The following is a 13855-nucleotide window of genomic DNA, read 5'->3' on the forward strand; positions in this document are numbered from 1 at the left end:
GGCCCAGTTGTAGGCGAACCGGGCCGCCCCCGCGTGGCGACGCAGGTTCGCGGCCTGGGCGTCGTTCGGGTCGAGTGCGAACCGGTACGCCTGCAACGTCCTCATTCGGCCGCCTCAGTGACGGCGGCGACCGCGCGGCGGGCTCGGTTCGCGGCGGCGCGGCAGCCGTACAGCCGGGCGCACATCGAGGTCAGGATCTCGGTGATGTCGCGGACCAGGTCGTCATCGACCTCGGCTGGGTCCACGACGAGTAGGCGGCGGCCGTTCGCGGCGAGAGCGGCCTCGACGTACTCGGCGCCGAAGCGGGCGAACCTGTCGCGATGCTCGACGACGATCGTCGTCGCTGCGGGGTCGCGGAGCAGCGCGAGGAACTTCCGCCGATGCCCGTTCAACGCCGACCCGACCTCGGTCACGACCCTGTCGACACCCAGCCCCTGCCCGGTGGCCCAGCCGGTGACGCGAGCGACCTGCCGGTCAAGATCAGGCTTCTGGTCTGCGGACGACACCCCGGCGTACACGACCACCATGCCTGAAGTAGCCGGGCGGTCGGGCTCGCCGACGAGGATCAGGCCACCGACCTTGCGTGCCGGGACCGGGAGCTTGCCGGCGTGGAACCAGCGCTGGGCGGTCACGTACGCCACACCCTGCGACTCTGCCCACTCCTTGAGGTTCACATGAAAACTATAGCAATCTGAAGAGAGCTAACGAGTGCCAGCCGGGCAACAGTTACTACCCCCGCCGGCCGCACCCGCACGTCTCCGCCCGCGTGCGGGTGCGGTCAGGCGGGCTGCCAGAGCTCGACCCGGTTGCCCGCGGGATCGGTGACCCAGCCGAAACGGCCGACGCCCGCCATGTCCTGGGTCTGCGCGGCCACCTCCGCGCCCTTCTCGCGCAGCTGCGCGAGCATCGCGTCCAGGTCGCGAACCCGGAAGTTGAGCATGGCCCCCTGGGCGCGGGAGCCGAAGTAGTCGGTGTCGGCCTCGAACGCCGCGAACACCGTCGGGCCGGTTTCCGGCCGCCACAGCCCGTTCTCGTCCGCGTCGAGGCCCAGACAATCGCGGTACCACGCGGTCAGGGCCGCCGGATCGGCGGCCCGCAGAAAGTATCCACCGATGCCAAGCACACGTTCCATTCCGTCATCGTGCCACCACGACGACGAAGGCCGCGGGACCGGGGCGGATACCCATGGGTACCGCCGGCCGATCCCGCGGCCGTTTCGCGTGTTCTCGGCAGCCCCGGAGATCACCGACGTGTGTCGTGGTGACCGAGGCCAGTCCGTACGGCTTACCGCCGGGCGTAGCGCCGGCTGCGGCCGTGGGAGCGCCCGGAGCCGTGGCCGACGTTCCGCCAGATCAGCAGCACGATGATCGCACCGATGATGGAACCGACGATGCCGGACGGCTGCAGGGCGCCCTCGCCGATGTCCTTGTTGAACAGGACGTAGCCGAGGAATCCGCCGACAAAGGAGCCGATGACGCCGACGACGATGGTGCCGAGAATGCCGATCGGATCGGGGCCGGGAAGCACCAGGCGCGCGACGGCGCCGGCGACCAGACCGAGCAGAATCATGACAACAACGAAGGTGACCATTTTTGTTCTCCCTGCCGAGGTGACTTGACTTCTTCGTCCCCGCGGGATCAGCTCATAAACACCGCTTTGCAGTCGCATTCCGGACGGGCGAGAAAGGACGCCTCTCAGCCGGCGCGGCGGCGCCGGCGCGCCCGCCCGAGCGCCCACAGCGCGACGAGCGCGGCGGCGACGCCGCCGGTGGCCTTCGGGTTGCCGCGCGCCCGCTGACCGGCCGAGCGGACCGCCTTGCCGCTGGTGGCCAGCGTGCGTTCCGCGGTGGCGTTCACCTGTGGGTGCTGGGCGAGCTGCGCCCGCACGGTGCCGACCGCCCGGTCGCGGGCGCCGAGGGTCCGCTCCGTCGCGGCGGCGATGCGCGGGCTGTCGGCGGCCTTCTCCCGCACGGTGCCGGCGACCTTGCCCGCCGTCTCCCGGGTCCGCTCGGTCGCCGCGCCGACGTGCGGCGCGAGCGTCTGGGCGGCACCGTTGACCCGCTGGCGGACCTCGGCGGCGCCGAGCGCGACCCGCTCCCGCGCCCCCGGCGCGGCGGCCTCGGGACTGGCGGATTCGGGACTGGCGGATTCGGGACCGGGGGATTCGGGACCGGGGGATTCGGGCGCGGCGGATTCGGGCGCTGGATTCGGGGCCGCCGGGATCGGGTCCGCTGTCATCAGCTGATTCCTCTCTGGATGCGACTTCTGGATGCGATGTACGCCGCCGGGCGCCGGCCAACCACGGACAGGCACCACGAGATGTTCACGATCTGTTCTCCGCACGGCGGTACCCCGTCATCAATGTTGATAACACGATGTGTGTCAGGTGATCCGATGACGCACCGCACATCCCACGGTCAGATACGTCGCATACCGGTGCATAACGCCGCAGCGCCGTGCCTGGTGCCGGCCGTCGGTTACGGTGCGGACAGCAGCCCGACGCGTCAGGGGGTGGCTGATGTCGCAGGCGCAGGGGGCCGTCGCCGAGTGGAGTCGCGACGGTCCGCTTGACGGTGTGGCCACCCTCGCCGAGCGTCTGGCCGCGGGCGAGGTGTCGTCGCGGGAGCTGGTCGCCGCCGCGCTCGACCGGATCGAGGCCACCCAGGCGACGCTCAACGCCTTCCGCCGCCTGCGCGCCCGCGAGGCGCTCGAGGAGGCCGCCGCGGCCGACGAGGCGCTCGCCGCCGTGGCGGCGGCCGACCGCGGCCACGGCCGGGCCTGGCGGGCCGCGCGTGCCCACCGGCCGCTGCTCGGCGTCCCCATCGCGATCAAGGACGACACGGACATCGCCGGCCTGCCCACCGCGTTCGGCGCCATGGGCGAGTTCCCCCCGGCGGCGCGCGACAGCGAGATGGTCCGCCTGCTGAAGGCCGCCGGGGCGATCATCGTCGGCAAGACGAACACGCCCGAGTTCGGCCAGTGGCCGTTCACCGAGGGCCCGGCGTTCGGGGTGACCCGCAACCCGTGGGATCTCGACCATTCCCCGGGCGGTTCGTCCGGCGGCGCCGCGGCGGCGGTCGCCGCGGGACTGGTGCCCGCCGCGATCGGCTCCGACGGCGCGGGCTCGGTGCGTATCCCAGCGGCGTGGACGCATCTGGTCGGGATCAAGCCGCGACGCGGGCGGATCTCCAGCGCCCCGGTGGCCGAGCAGTTCAACGGCCTCACTGTCTACGGGCCGCTGACGAGGACGGTCGCCGATGGCGCCCTGCTGCTCGACGTGCTGTCCGGCAGCCTGCCGGTCGACCGGGCCCGCCCGCCCGCACCCGCGGAGACGTTCCTCGCCGCGGCCGGGCATCCGCCGCCGCGCCTGTGCGTCGGCCTGTCGTTGCATCATCCGTACAGCGGCATGCCGGCCAGCCTCGACCCGGCGGTGCGCGCCGGGGTGGAGCGGATCGCAGGAGCGCTGACCCGCCTCGGGCACGACGTCGTCCCGGTCGAACCGCCCTACGGCCTGCTCGGAACGATCTTCCTGCCCCGGTCGATGGACGGCATCCGCGACTGGGCCGGTCGGGTACCCAACCCGTCCCTGCTCGATCCGCGCACGGCGGCCAATGCCCGCACCGGTCGGCTGCTGCGCCCGTTCCTGCCCGCGGCGCGCGCGGCCGAGCCGCTGGCCCGGCTCAACATCGGCCGGATCTTCCGCCGGGTCGACGTCGTCCTCGCGCCGACGACGGCCACCCCCCCGCCGCGTGTCGGGGAGCTCAACCGGGAGACGAACTGGGCCACCGACCAGGCGATCGTGGCCGCCTGCCCGTTCGCCTGGCCGTGGAACGTGCTGGGCTGGCCGGCCGTCAACGTGCCGGCCGGGCGCACCCCGGCGGGCCTTCCGGTCGGCGCCCAGCTGATGGGGCCGGCGGCCGCGGAGACACTGCTCATCTCGCTGGCCGCGCAGCTCGAGGACGATCAGCGCTGGCAGCTGCACCGCCCGGGTGAGCGCGCCACGCACGCTATGTGAGGCCGCCAGCCTGACCATCCGGTCAGATCGATGTCGCCTTGCTGCCGACTTGCCGGGGGGCATGGCCGAATGCCTGGTCCGGCCGGGACAATGACCCATGCGTACAGCCCGGACGAGCACCGCGAACCTTCGGCTGATCATCGCCGGTGCCGCCGTGCTCCTGGTGACGCTCATCGTCGATCTCGGTCCGGGCGTGGCCCTGACCGGTTATTTCGGCCTGGGCCCGCTCATCCTCGCGGCCGCCTGCTCGCCCTGGATCACCGCGGCGATCGGCGCCGTGACGGTCGCCGTCGGGATCTGCTCGGGCCTGTGGGACGACCGGTTCGGCAGCGGCCAGCACATCGCCGCGGTCGTGCTGGTCCTCATCCAGTCGGTGATCGCCGTCTACATCTGCGTGTACCGGGATCGGCAGCGCTCCAAGCTGCACCGCGTCCAGGCGGTCGCCGAGGTGGCGCAGCGGGCGCTGCTGCCCGCCGTGCCGAACCGGCTGGACGGCGCCGGGTTCGCCGCCCGGTACCTGTCCGCCGCCGAGGAGGCCTCGGTCGGCGGCGACCTCTACGAGGTGGTGCCGACCGCCAGCAGCATCCGGGTGATCATCGGCGATGTGCGGGGCAAGGGGCTGCCGGCCGTGCGGCTCGCCTCGGTCGTCCTCGGCGCCTTCCGGGAGGCCGCCGTGACCTGGCTGGACCCGGAGCAGGTCGCCGCGGCCTGCGCCCGGGCGGTGCTGCGCGAGGCCGGTCCCGAGGACTTCGTGACCGCGCTCGTCCTGGACATCCACCCCGACGGCCGGCTCGGCATGTGCTCCGCGGGGCATCATCCGCCGCGGCTGGTGTCGCCGGACAGTGCGCGCACGGTCCAGCTGCGTTCCCCCAGCCCGCCGCTCGGCCTGGCCGAACGGTTCACCACGACGACGGACCACTGGGCGGTCGGCGACCGGCTGCTGCTGTTCACCGACGGTCTCATCGAGGCCCGCGACCGGCAGGGTAGCTTCTTCCCACTCGACGAGCGCCTGGACCTGCTGCGCGGCGGTGGCCAGGAGGAGGCCCTCGATCGGCTGACCGCGGCGCTCGGCACGCATGCCGGCGGCGCGCTGCACGACGACCTCGCGGTGCTGCTCGCCGAGCGCCGCACCCCGTCCGCCCCACCGGTCCCCGCGCCACCCGTCGCCCGGGTCGCCGTCGACTGAGCGGGGCTAGTCGACTGAGCGGGGCTAGCGCCGGTAGGAGAACGGGCCGGGCAGGTCGACGCTGGACAGCCCGCGCCGCCGCCGGTCGCGCGACCACACCCGCCAGGAGACACGCCCGAGCTTCAGGGTGACGGACGACACCCCCTGCTCGCTGATGTTCAGGTGAAACGGTCCATATCGCGGGCGGCGGGTATAGCGCAGGCCCATGACAAACCTCCACATGGGGGCGGGTGCCGGCGGGTGACAATTCCGTTGTCTCCCGCTTTCCGGTTTTCACACCTCCATCCGGAATCGGCGTCGTTCCGGGTGTGGACAAGACGGCGAGCATCGCCCCGATCGACTACGGTCGCCCCATGCGGACCGGTGCCGACCTTTCCGCCCGGGCACGGGCAGAACCGGAGCGCGCCGGATATCCGATTCCGCTGTGGGCGGCGCACCCGCCGGCTGGCCACGATGACCACCACGCCACGGTGCGGCTGCTCGTCGTTCTGATCGTGCTGCTCAGCGCGGTGGCCGCGTTCGCCGTCGGCGGCCTGGTCGCCGTATCCGGCTCCCACTCGGGCGAGGCGGTGGGGACCGGCTCGCGCCCCGACCCGGCCGCCACTGCCGCCGCCGTCGCCCTGGGCCGGCTGGGCGTCGCGGCCGGCACCGGAACGGGTGCTCAGACCGACGCCGGCACAGGTACGGTCAAACAGCCAGGCCCCGCGCCCACGGATCCCCCTCCCGCCACGGCCGGTGGGGCCGGTGCCGGTACTACCGCGCCGGCCGTGCCCCTGCGCACCTGTGCCGCCGCGCCCACCGAGGCGACCGGCGGCTCGGGACTACCGATCCCCGTCTTCCCCCTGTGCTGACCACCCTCTCAAGCTGACGCGTTCCCGCGGGAACGCGCGGGACTCGGCTGTCCCAGCCGTTGCGGCGTTCAGGCGTCGAGGCGGGGCTGCCAGTCGGGGGCTCGTCCGCTGAGCGCGATCAGCCGCGTCCAGTCGTCGGCGTCGTCGCGGACGGTGACGGGGTCGGCGAAGATGCCGACGACGCGCCAGGCGTCGATCTGCGCGCTCAGCGCGTCGTACACCCAGCGCACGAGCTCCCGGTTGTTGCCGACGGTGCGCGCGGAGGTGGTGTCGCCGGGCAGTCGGCCGGCCGCGTCGATCGCCCGGGCCAGGTCCCAGCCGTGCAGCAGCAGATCGGCGGTGAGCTGGAAGGCGTACTCGCCGGCCGGCGTCGGCCCGAACGAGAGCATCGGCGTGGTCGACCAGATCGCCGGCCGGTTCCAGGCGTCCCGGGACCGGCGGGCGGTGGCGGTCCAGCGCGTGACCGGATCGACGCCGAGCTGGTCACCATCGAACCGGGGGCCGATGTCGTCGCGGGTGAGCCCGGCCAGCAGCGGCGGGACCCACAGGTGCTCCACGGTGAGGTGATTGACGAGCGCCCGGACATCCCAGTCACGGCACGGCGTCGGGGCCTCCCAGGCACCGGGCGGCACCGCGCGTACCTGGGTGTCGAACACGTCCATGGCCCAGTCCAGCGAGCTACGACGTTCCGTAACGGTCAGCGTGCACACCATCGTGGTGCTCCTTCCGCCGGTCGTCCGGCCCGCCCAGGGACCTACCCGGTCCGGCGGGGCGCCCAACCGGTTCCGCCTGGCCGGCGCGGATCCCCCGCAGCAGCAGGTCGACCAGTGGCGTGACCTGCTCGACCAGGTCCGCAGGCGCGCGCTCGTCGGGCGCCGGCATCGTCAGCGCCTGCATGAGCAGGCCGCCGAACAGGCCCTCGAGCAGCGCCCGGCTGTGGGAGTCCCGGGACACCTCGCCGCGCCGGACGGCCCGGTCGATCACCCGCCGGGCGGCCTCGCTGTGCCGCACGATCACCCGGTCGTTGAAGCCGCGCAGGTCGAAGGCCTCGACCGCGGCGTCGACGGCGATCCGTACGGTGACCCAACCGACCGGATCGAGCAGGTGGGCCAGCAGATGCGACGCCAGCGCGCGCATGTCGCCGTCGAGCGATCCCGTGTCGTGATCGAGCACGAGCGGGCGGCTGTAGGCCTCGATCGCGTCCGCCAGCAGCCGTTCCTTGCTCGGCCACCGCAGGTAGAGCGACGACTTCCCGACCCCGGCGCGGCCTGCGACGGCATGCATCGTGAATCCCGCCCAGCCGGACCGGGCGTACTCGGCGAGCGCCGCGTCGAGGACCCGCGCGCGCACCCCCGGATCGCGCGGCCGCCCGCGCATCGCCTGCCCTACCGCCGCCTGCCCCGCCCTCGGTTCCGCCATTGGTCTCCTGTCGTCGTGACCCAGGATTTATAGACGAAGCAGGTGTCCCGCGGCGACCACTACAGGTCCTCGCTCCACCGCACATCGGCCGCACATCGGCCGCCTGCCATCATCTCCCCTCATGGATGGTCGTCGACTGCCGCGGACGCTCGTGGTGGCGGACAAGTTCCCTCCGGTACTCGGCGGGATCCAGACGTTCGCCTGTCATCTCACCGCGGGACTGCCCGCCGACCGGGTGATCGTCGTGGCGCCGACGGCGGAGGGTGCCGAGGAGTTCGACCGGACGCTGCCCTTCGAGGTGGTCCGGGCGGGCGAGCGGGTACTGACCTCGCCGCGGTCGCGGCACCTGCTGCGCTCCCTGGTCCGCACCGAGGGCTGCGAGGCGGCCTGGTTCCCGACCGCCGCCCCCTACGGCCTGCTCGCCCCGTTGCTGCGGGAGGCGGGCGTGCGCCGGGTGATCGCGTCCAGCCACGGGCACGAGGTGGCCTGGTCACGCCTGCCGGTCGGCTGGTCGCTGGTGCGCACCGTCGCCGGCCGGGCGGACGTGCTCACGTACCTGACGTCCTTCACCCGGCGCCGGCTGGCCGCCGTCGCCCCGGCCGGCACCACCCTCGCGCGACTCACCGGCGGGGTCGACGTCCACCGGTTCCGCCCGGGTGCCGGCGGCGAGGACGTGCGGCGCTCGCTGGGCTGGTCCGACCGTCCGGTGGTGATCTGCGTGGCCAGGATGGTGCCGCGCAAGGGTCAGGACGCCCTGATCCGCGGCTGGCCGACGGTGCTGCGCCGCCATCCGGGCGCCCGGCTGCTGCTGGTCGGCAAGGGGCCCGACGAGGAGCGGCTGCGCCGGCTGGCGCGCCGCGCCGGGGTCGTGGACGACGTGCACTTCGCGGGGGCCGTGCCCGACGAGGAGCTGCCCGCCCACCTCGACGCGGCCAACATCTTCGCGATGCCGTCGCGTACCCGGTGGCTGGGCCTGGATCTGGAAGGACTCGGCCTGTCGTCGCTGGAGGGGGCGGCGAGCGGCCTGCCGGTGATCACCGGCGCGCAGGGCGGCGCTCCCGACGTCGTTCTGCCCGACCGCACCGGTACCGTCGTCGACGGCCGGGACGGCGACGCGGTGACCCGCGCGGTCGTCGAACTGCTCGACGATCCCGACCGGGCCGCGCGGATGGGCCTGGCGGGTCGGGAGTGGATGCGCACGACATGGAGCTGGGGCGGGTTGAGCGGACGCCTGGCCAGGCTGCTCGCCGACGACCCGGCGGACGGTCAGGAGGACGGCCTGCAGACCGCAGAACGTCCCCGTACGCCGTCGCTGACGAGGCAGGGCAGCTGAGGGTGGATCCAGCGGTCACGACGAGTCGGGGCCGGTGGTGGTTCGTCCGCCCACTGCTGGCATGCGCGATGCCGGGGGTGGCGGCGGTATGGCTGGCGCGGTCGTGGTCGACGGTGCGTGGCGGTGTCGTGGCGCTGGCCGGCGCCCACCCGCTGTGGCTGGTCGGCGCGCTCGCCGTCGCCCAGCTCGGCTGGTTCGCCGGCGCCGCCTGCCAGCAGGGCACCGTGTCGCGCCCGCTGCCCGTGCGCCGGCTGCTGGCCGCGCAGGTGGCGGGCAGCGTGGCCAACCACGTGCTGCCCGCCGGCGTCGGGGTCGGCGCGGTGAAGCTGCGGTTCCTGCACCGGCACGGCTTCTCGTTGCGCGAGTCGCTGGCCGCGGTGGGCCTCGACACCGCCGCCGGGCTGACGACCCACCTGGCCGTGCTGGTCCTGCTCCTGGCGGGCGGGTTCCTGCCCGGCGGCACCGATCGGCTGACCGACCGGGCGCCGGCGGCGAGCGGCCTCGCGATGCTCACCTCGGGCGGGGTGGCCCTCGCCGCGGTGGCGGCCGCGGCACTGATCGCCGCGGCGGTGCCGGCGGCCCGACGGTGGGCGGGCCGGGAGCGGGCGCGGGTCGGGGCGCACGTGCGCTCACTGGGGGCCACGATGCGCTCCCCGGGCCGGGCGGCGCTGCTGTGGGGTGGCTCGGCGGCGATTCCGGCGGTGCACGCGGCGACCCTGTGGGCCGTCGTCCACGCGCTGTACCTGCCGCTCGGCGTGGGCGCGGTGTTCACCCTGTACTTCGCCGCCAGCGCCGTGTCGGCCCTGGTACCCTCCCCCGGCGGTTTCGGCTCGCTGGACGCCGCCCTCACCGCGGCGATCATGACGGCCGGGCAGTCCGCCGCCGTCGCTCTCGCCGCGGTGCTCGGCTACCGCCTCGTCACCGTCTGGCTGCCGATGGCGCCCTCGGCCTGCGTGCTGGCCGTCATGGTCCGCCGCGGCCATCTGTGACCGGCGACGGCGTCTCGTCCGCTGCGGCCGGATCCGGGGAGACCGCCGCCGGCGCCGGCGCCGGCGCGGGAACGGGGGCGGCGGCCTGCGGGGTCTCGGCGAAGGCGGCGCCCGTCTCCCGCAGCGGCACCTCGGTGATCAGCGCGGACAGCACGATGGCGAAGACGACCACGGCGGCGGCGGCCAGGAACGCGATCGAGATCGCGTCGGTGAAGCCGACCCGGAACGGGTGGCTCAGGACCGGGTCGAGGTGGCTGAGGAACGACGGGTCGTTGAGCGAGCCGGAACCACCGCTCGAGGCGGCTCCGAGCTCGCGGACCTGGTCCGGGTGGGCGCTCGCGGCGGCCTGGAACGCCTCGGTGTCGCGCGCGTCGGCATAGGCCGCGGTGATCTTCGAGGGCACGACCGCGTAGACGATCGACAGCATGACCGCGACGCCGAGCGTACCGCCCATCTGGCGGAAGAAGGTCGTCGACGAGGTCGCCACCCCGATGTCGCGAGGCGGCACGGCGTTCTGCATCGCCAGCACGATCGTCTGCATGTTCAGGCCGAGTCCGGCGCCCACGACGAACATCGCCAGGTCGACGAGGACCAGGCTGGTGTCGGCCGACAGCAGCGCCAGCAGCACGAGACCGATGACGAGCAGCACCGAGCCGACCACCGGGAAGATCTTGTACCGGCCGGTGCGGGAGGTGACCTGGCCGGCGATCATCGAGAAGGACATGATCCCGATCACCAGCGGCAGGCTGAGCAGCCCGGCCCTGGTCGGCGAGTTCCCCTTGACCAGCTGGAGGTACAGCGGGATCAGGGTGATCCCGCCGAACATGCCGATCCCGAGGATCGCCGACTGCGCCGAGCCGAGGCTGAAGACCCGGATGCCGAACAGCCGCGGCGGCAGCAGCGCCTCGTCTCCGACTCGGCGCTCGGCGAGCACGAACGTGATCGCGCCCAGCGTCCCGACGGCGTAGCAGACGATCGAGGAGACCGATCCCCAGCCCCACTCCCGACCCTGCTCGGCCACGATCAGCAGCGGTACCAGAGCGGCGACCAGGGCGATGGCGCCGAAGAGGTCGATGCTGTGCTCGCGGCGCTCGTGGTCGACGTGCAGCACGCGGGCGACGACGATCAGCGCGAGGATGCCGATCGGGACGTTGATCAGGAAGATCCAGCGCCAGCCGTCCATGCCCAGCAGGGTCTCCTGCCCGGCCAGCGCGCCGCCGACCACCGGCCCGAGCACGCTGGAGGTGCCGAACACCGCCATGAAGTAGCCCTGGTACTTGGCTCGTTCCCGCGGCGGGATGATGTCCCCGATGATCGCCAGAGCGAGGGAGAACAGGCCGCCCGCACCGATCCCCTGCAGCGCCCGGAATCCGGCGAGCATGTACATCGACGTCGCGAGCGTGCACAGCGCCGAACCGACGATGAACACGGCGATCGCGAACAGGAAGAACGGTTTTCGCCCGTACAGGTCGGACAGCTTGCCGTACAGCGGGGTGGCGATCGTCGACGTGATCAGGAACGCGGTGGTGACCCACGCCTGCGCGGTCAGCCCGTTGAGGCTCTCCCCGATCCGGTAGATCGCCGTCGAGACGACCGTCTGATCCAGCGCCGCGAGGAACATCCCGAGGAGCAGACCGGACAGGATGACGAGGATCTGGCGGTGGGTGTAGCCGACTGGCGGATGTCCGGTGGTGGAGCTCATCGTGCGATCCCCTCTCTGCCCACCCGGGAGAGATCTGGCTCACACCGTACTGGGCCGGTACAGCCGGGCATAGGCACCTCCGTCGGCGAGCAGGTCGTGATGGGTACCGTCCTCGACGACGCGGCCGCGGTCGAGGACGTAGATCCGGTCGGCGTCGATCACCGTCGACAGGCGATGGGCGATCACCAGGCAGGTCCGGCCGACGGCGAGCCGGTCGAGCGCCGCCCGCACGGCCGCCTCGGAGACCGTGTCCAGCGCGGACGTCGCCTCGTCGAGCACGAGCACCCGCGGCGACTGCAGCAGGACGCGGGCGATGGCGAGGCGCTGCCGCTCGCCGCCGGAGAGCCGGTAGCCCCGCGCACCGACTCGCGTGGCCAGCCCCTCGGGCAGCCGGTCGAGCAGGTCGGAGAGGTGTGCGGCGTCAAGCGCGGCGCGCAGCTCGTCGTCGGTGGCGTCGAGCCGACCGTAGCGCAGGTTCGCGGCGATCGTGTCGTGGAACAGGTGCGGGTCCTGCGGGACCACGCCGACATCCGTGTGCAGGCGGGACGGTGGGATCTCGTCGAGTGGGACGCCGTCGAGCAGGACGCGGCCACGCTGCGGCCGGTGCACGCCGCTGGCCAGGTAGGCGATCGTCGTCTTGCCGGCGCCGCTGGAGCCGACCACGGCCGTCGTCGTGCCGGCGGCGACCCGCAGGCTCACCCCGTGCAGGTCCCAGCCGGGATCGCCCGCTCCCCCCGGCGCGGCCGGGTCGTAGGCGAACCAGACGTCCTCCAGCGTCAGGTCCACGCCGGGCCCACCCACCGGCCGGACCGGTGCGGCCGGTGCGGCCGGTGCGGCCGGCGGGCGGGGACGGGCCAGCGCGGGGCCGTCGAACCTCGCCCGCACCTCGTCGGGCGGCACGTCGAGCAGGGCGAAGATCCGCCGGAAGGAGGCGCCGGCACCGGACAGCTCGGTGCGCAGGTCGACCGCGGACGACAGCGGCCCGAACGACACCAGCAGCGCCCCGCCGAGCGCGGCCACCGTGCCGAGCGTCGTGCGCTCGGACGAGACGAGCCAGGCGCCGAGCGCCACCACCACCGTCAGTGTCACCACGACGCCGAGGTTGACCAGGAACCGCACGCGGGAGGTGAGCCGAGCCTGTTCCCGGGCCGCCGCAAGCAGTTCGGCGCCGCCCTCGTCGAAGCGGGCCAGTTCGTGGTCGACCCGGTCGAACAGGCGCACGTGCAGCGCCCCGGACACCGAGGAGGTGTCGGCGAGACGCGCCATGAGCTCCCCGTCGAGCTCGCGCTGGTGGCGCGACAGCGCGGCGAGGCGCCGCCGCCCGGAGCGCACGATGACCAGCGTCGCCGGGGCGAACACCAGCACCACCAGACTCAGGCGCCAGTCCAGCACGAACACGACCACCGATCCGACCGCGATGTCGGCCACCCGGCAGATCACCGCCTGCACCGTGGCGGAGATCGCGTTCTGCGCGGCCAGCACGTCGTTCGTCATCACGGTCATGACCTCGCCCTGCTGGCTGCGCGGGAAGAACGCGAACGGCAGCCGCTGCAGGTGGGCGTTGACCGTCTGCCGGATCCGCACCGAGACGACCCCGCCGAGCCGCGCGATAAGCGCCATCCGCAGCGACAGCACCGCCGACTCGAACACCAGCAGCGCGCCCAGCAGCAGGACGGGGACGACCAGGTCCCGTACCCGGCCGGTGGGCAGGGCGTCGTCAACCAGGTGGCGCAGCACGAACGGACCGGCCGCGACCGCCACCGAGCCGATGACCGACAACCCCACCAGAACGCCGATGACCCGCCCCTGATCGGCGAAGAACACCTCGCTGCGGCGCGCCTCGCCGGCTCCGGTCAGCCGGGCGAGCACGCGCGCGTGCAGGCGGGTCATCCCCGACAGGGTGGACGACTGCGGGTCAGTCGCGGACAGCGGTGCGGTCACGGGGAGAGGCTATGCCGCGACGCCGACAGGAACGCGAGCCGGTCCACAGGGCTGGAAACACCGACCCCCAGACAGGGTGGTCACAGCTGGCTACCTAGTGGTAGCGGTCCCGTAACATCCCCGCGGGAGGTTACGGAGAGCATTCATGGGAATGCCCTCCGCGCACACCTGGCGATCCACCCATCCGCCGGGTCCGCAGGCGCGGGCCCGAAAAGGGGGGAAACCCATGAGTTGGTCCCGCACCTCCCGGCGGTGCGCGTCCCGCGCGTTCGTCCTGGCCGCCGCCCTCGCGGCCGCCGTCGCGACGCCCGGAACGTTCGGCATGTCGTCCGCCGCCACGACGACCCCCACCGCCACGGCCAGCCCCACAGGGCTGGAAACACCGACCCCCAGACAGGGTGGTCACAGCTGGCTACCTAG

At 73.3% G+C, this 13855-nt stretch carries 15 protein-coding genes and 1 pseudogene; 6 read left to right on the top strand and 10 right to left on the bottom strand.

Annotated features, from left to right (window positions below):
- The 5 genes from C1A33_RS09800 to C1A33_RS09820 form a co-directional block, all read right to left on the bottom strand.
- Positions 1-105: helix-turn-helix domain-containing protein (locus C1A33_RS09800; protein WP_133150626.1), on the bottom strand; the 105-nt coding region annotated here is incomplete at its 3' end.
- On the bottom strand, positions 102-674 hold the full coding sequence (locus C1A33_RS09805) for an IS607 family transposase (RefSeq protein WP_101831203.1): 573 nt from the start codon (positions 672-674) through the stop codon (positions 102-104). The genes C1A33_RS09805 and C1A33_RS09800, both read right to left, overlap by 4 nt.
- Positions 675-778: 104 nt before the next feature.
- The gene (locus tag C1A33_RS09810) at positions 779-1132 is read right to left on the bottom strand and encodes a VOC family protein (RefSeq protein WP_101831204.1); all 354 of its coding nucleotides are present in this window, start codon (positions 1130-1132) and stop codon (positions 779-781) included.
- Between the two features lie 152 nt (positions 1133-1284).
- Positions 1285-1590, bottom strand: coding sequence for a GlsB/YeaQ/YmgE family stress response membrane protein (locus C1A33_RS09815; protein WP_101831205.1), 306 nt, complete (start codon positions 1588-1590; stop codon positions 1285-1287).
- Between the two features lie 104 nt (positions 1591-1694).
- A complete protein-coding gene (locus C1A33_RS09820; RefSeq protein ID WP_101831206.1) occupies positions 1695-2237 on the bottom strand; it encodes a hypothetical protein in 543 nt (180 codons plus the stop codon).
- Positions 2238-2517: 280 nt separating this feature from the next.
- On the opposite strand from C1A33_RS09820, the gene C1A33_RS09825 reads away from it, so the two are divergent.
- On the top strand, positions 2518-4014 hold the full coding sequence (locus C1A33_RS09825) for an amidase (RefSeq protein WP_101831207.1): 1497 nt from the start codon (positions 2518-2520) through the stop codon (positions 4012-4014).
- A 97-nt stretch (positions 4015-4111) separates the two neighbouring features.
- Positions 4112-5200, top strand: a complete 1089-nt coding sequence (locus tag C1A33_RS09830; RefSeq protein WP_101831208.1) for a PP2C family protein-serine/threonine phosphatase — start codon at positions 4112-4114, stop codon at positions 5198-5200.
- A gap of 24 nt (positions 5201-5224) precedes the next feature.
- On the opposite strand, the gene C1A33_RS09835 is transcribed toward C1A33_RS09830, so the two are convergent.
- Positions 5225-5407 carry a DUF4236 domain-containing protein gene (locus C1A33_RS09835; RefSeq protein ID WP_101831209.1) on the bottom strand — a complete coding sequence of 61 codons (183 nt, stop codon included), beginning with the start codon at positions 5405-5407 and terminating at the stop codon, positions 5225-5227.
- Positions 5408-5553: 146 nt separating this feature from the next.
- Here C1A33_RS09835 and C1A33_RS09840 point away from each other — a divergent pair, with 146 nt between their 5' ends.
- The gene (locus tag C1A33_RS09840; protein ID WP_243407372.1) at positions 5554-6051 is read left to right on the top strand and encodes a hypothetical protein; all 498 of its coding nucleotides are present in this window, start codon (positions 5554-5556) and stop codon (positions 6049-6051) included.
- Positions 6052-6119: 68 nt separating this feature from the next.
- Here the strand turns inward: C1A33_RS09840 and C1A33_RS09845 are convergent, their stop codons facing one another.
- Entirely contained in the window at positions 6120-6764 is a 645-nt protein-coding gene (locus tag C1A33_RS09845) for a TIGR03086 family metal-binding protein (RefSeq protein ID WP_101831210.1), read from the bottom strand.
- Complete coding sequence (locus tag C1A33_RS09850) at positions 6730-7470, bottom strand: TetR/AcrR family transcriptional regulator (protein WP_243407373.1); 741 nt, start codon at positions 7468-7470, stop codon at positions 6730-6732. The genes C1A33_RS09845 and C1A33_RS09850 overlap by 35 nt, the downstream gene beginning before the upstream one ends.
- Positions 7471-7591: 121 nt before the next feature.
- Here C1A33_RS09850 and C1A33_RS09855 point away from each other — a divergent pair, with 121 nt between their 5' ends.
- Positions 7592-8803 carry a glycosyltransferase family 4 protein gene (locus tag C1A33_RS09855; protein WP_101831212.1) on the top strand — a complete coding sequence of 404 codons (1212 nt, stop codon included), beginning with the start codon at positions 7592-7594 and terminating at the stop codon, positions 8801-8803.
- Between the two features lie 68 nt (positions 8804-8871).
- Positions 8872-9792, top strand: a complete 921-nt coding sequence (locus tag C1A33_RS09860) for a lysylphosphatidylglycerol synthase transmembrane domain-containing protein (RefSeq protein ID WP_101831215.1) — start codon at positions 8872-8874, stop codon at positions 9790-9792.
- Here the strand turns inward: C1A33_RS09860 and C1A33_RS09865 are convergent.
- Both C1A33_RS09865 and C1A33_RS09870 read right to left on the bottom strand, forming a co-directional pair.
- Positions 9767-11494, bottom strand: coding sequence for an MDR family MFS transporter (locus C1A33_RS09865; protein WP_101831213.1), 1728 nt, complete (start codon positions 11492-11494; stop codon positions 9767-9769). The two genes, C1A33_RS09860 and C1A33_RS09865, sit on opposite strands and share 26 nt — an antisense overlap.
- A gap of 39 nt (positions 11495-11533) precedes the next feature.
- Positions 11534-13384: an ABC transporter ATP-binding protein gene (locus C1A33_RS09870; RefSeq protein WP_101831216.1), complete on the bottom strand. Its 1851-nt coding sequence runs from the start codon at positions 13382-13384 to the stop codon at positions 11534-11536.
- Positions 13385-13661: 277 nt separating this feature from the next.
- Between C1A33_RS09870 and C1A33_RS35645 the strand changes: the two are divergent.
- Positions 13662-13855: pseudogene (locus tag C1A33_RS35645) on the top strand (galactose oxidase); the annotation flags it as partial.

The organism is Frankia canadensis (genome assembly GCF_900197875.1).
Lineage (GTDB): Bacteria > Actinomycetota > Actinomycetes > Frankiales > Frankiaceae > Frankia > Frankia canadensis.

Excerpts from the sequence above, each read along its gene's own strand:
- C1A33_RS09845 (WP_101831210.1), bottom strand. The coding sequence starts at position 6,764 with ATGGTGTGCACGCTGACCGTTACGGAACGTCGTAGCTCGCTGGACTGG.
- C1A33_RS09830 (WP_101831208.1), top strand. The coding sequence starts at position 4,112 with ATGCGTACAGCCCGGACGAGCACCGCGAACCTTCGGCTGATCATCGCC.
- C1A33_RS09850 (WP_243407373.1), bottom strand. The coding sequence starts at position 7,470 with ATGGCGGAACCGAGGGCGGGGCAGGCGGCGGTAGGGCAGGCGATGCGC.
- C1A33_RS09815 (WP_101831205.1), bottom strand. The coding sequence starts at position 1,590 with ATGGTCACCTTCGTTGTTGTCATGATTCTGCTCGGTCTGGTCGCCGGC.
- C1A33_RS09860 (WP_101831215.1), top strand. The coding sequence starts at position 8,872 with ATGCCGGGGGTGGCGGCGGTATGGCTGGCGCGGTCGTGGTCGACGGTG.
- C1A33_RS09820 (WP_101831206.1), bottom strand. The coding sequence starts at position 2,237 with ATGACAGCGGACCCGATCCCGGCGGCCCCGAATCCAGCGCCCGAATCC.
- C1A33_RS09835 (WP_101831209.1), bottom strand. The coding sequence starts at position 5,407 with ATGGGCCTGCGCTATACCCGCCGCCCGCGATATGGACCGTTTCACCTG.
- C1A33_RS09865 (WP_101831213.1), bottom strand. The coding sequence starts at position 11,494 with ATGAGCTCCACCACCGGACATCCGCCAGTCGGCTACACCCACCGCCAG.
- C1A33_RS09810 (WP_101831204.1), bottom strand. The coding sequence starts at position 1,132 with ATGGAACGTGTGCTTGGCATCGGTGGATACTTTCTGCGGGCCGCCGAT.
- C1A33_RS09825 (WP_101831207.1), top strand. The coding sequence starts at position 2,518 with ATGTCGCAGGCGCAGGGGGCCGTCGCCGAGTGGAGTCGCGACGGTCCG.
- C1A33_RS09870 (WP_101831216.1), bottom strand. The coding sequence starts at position 13,384 with ATGACCCGCCTGCACGCGCGCGTGCTCGCCCGGCTGACCGGAGCCGGC.
- C1A33_RS09855 (WP_101831212.1), top strand. The coding sequence starts at position 7,592 with ATGGATGGTCGTCGACTGCCGCGGACGCTCGTGGTGGCGGACAAGTTC.
- C1A33_RS09840 (WP_243407372.1), top strand. The coding sequence starts at position 5,554 with ATGCGGACCGGTGCCGACCTTTCCGCCCGGGCACGGGCAGAACCGGAG.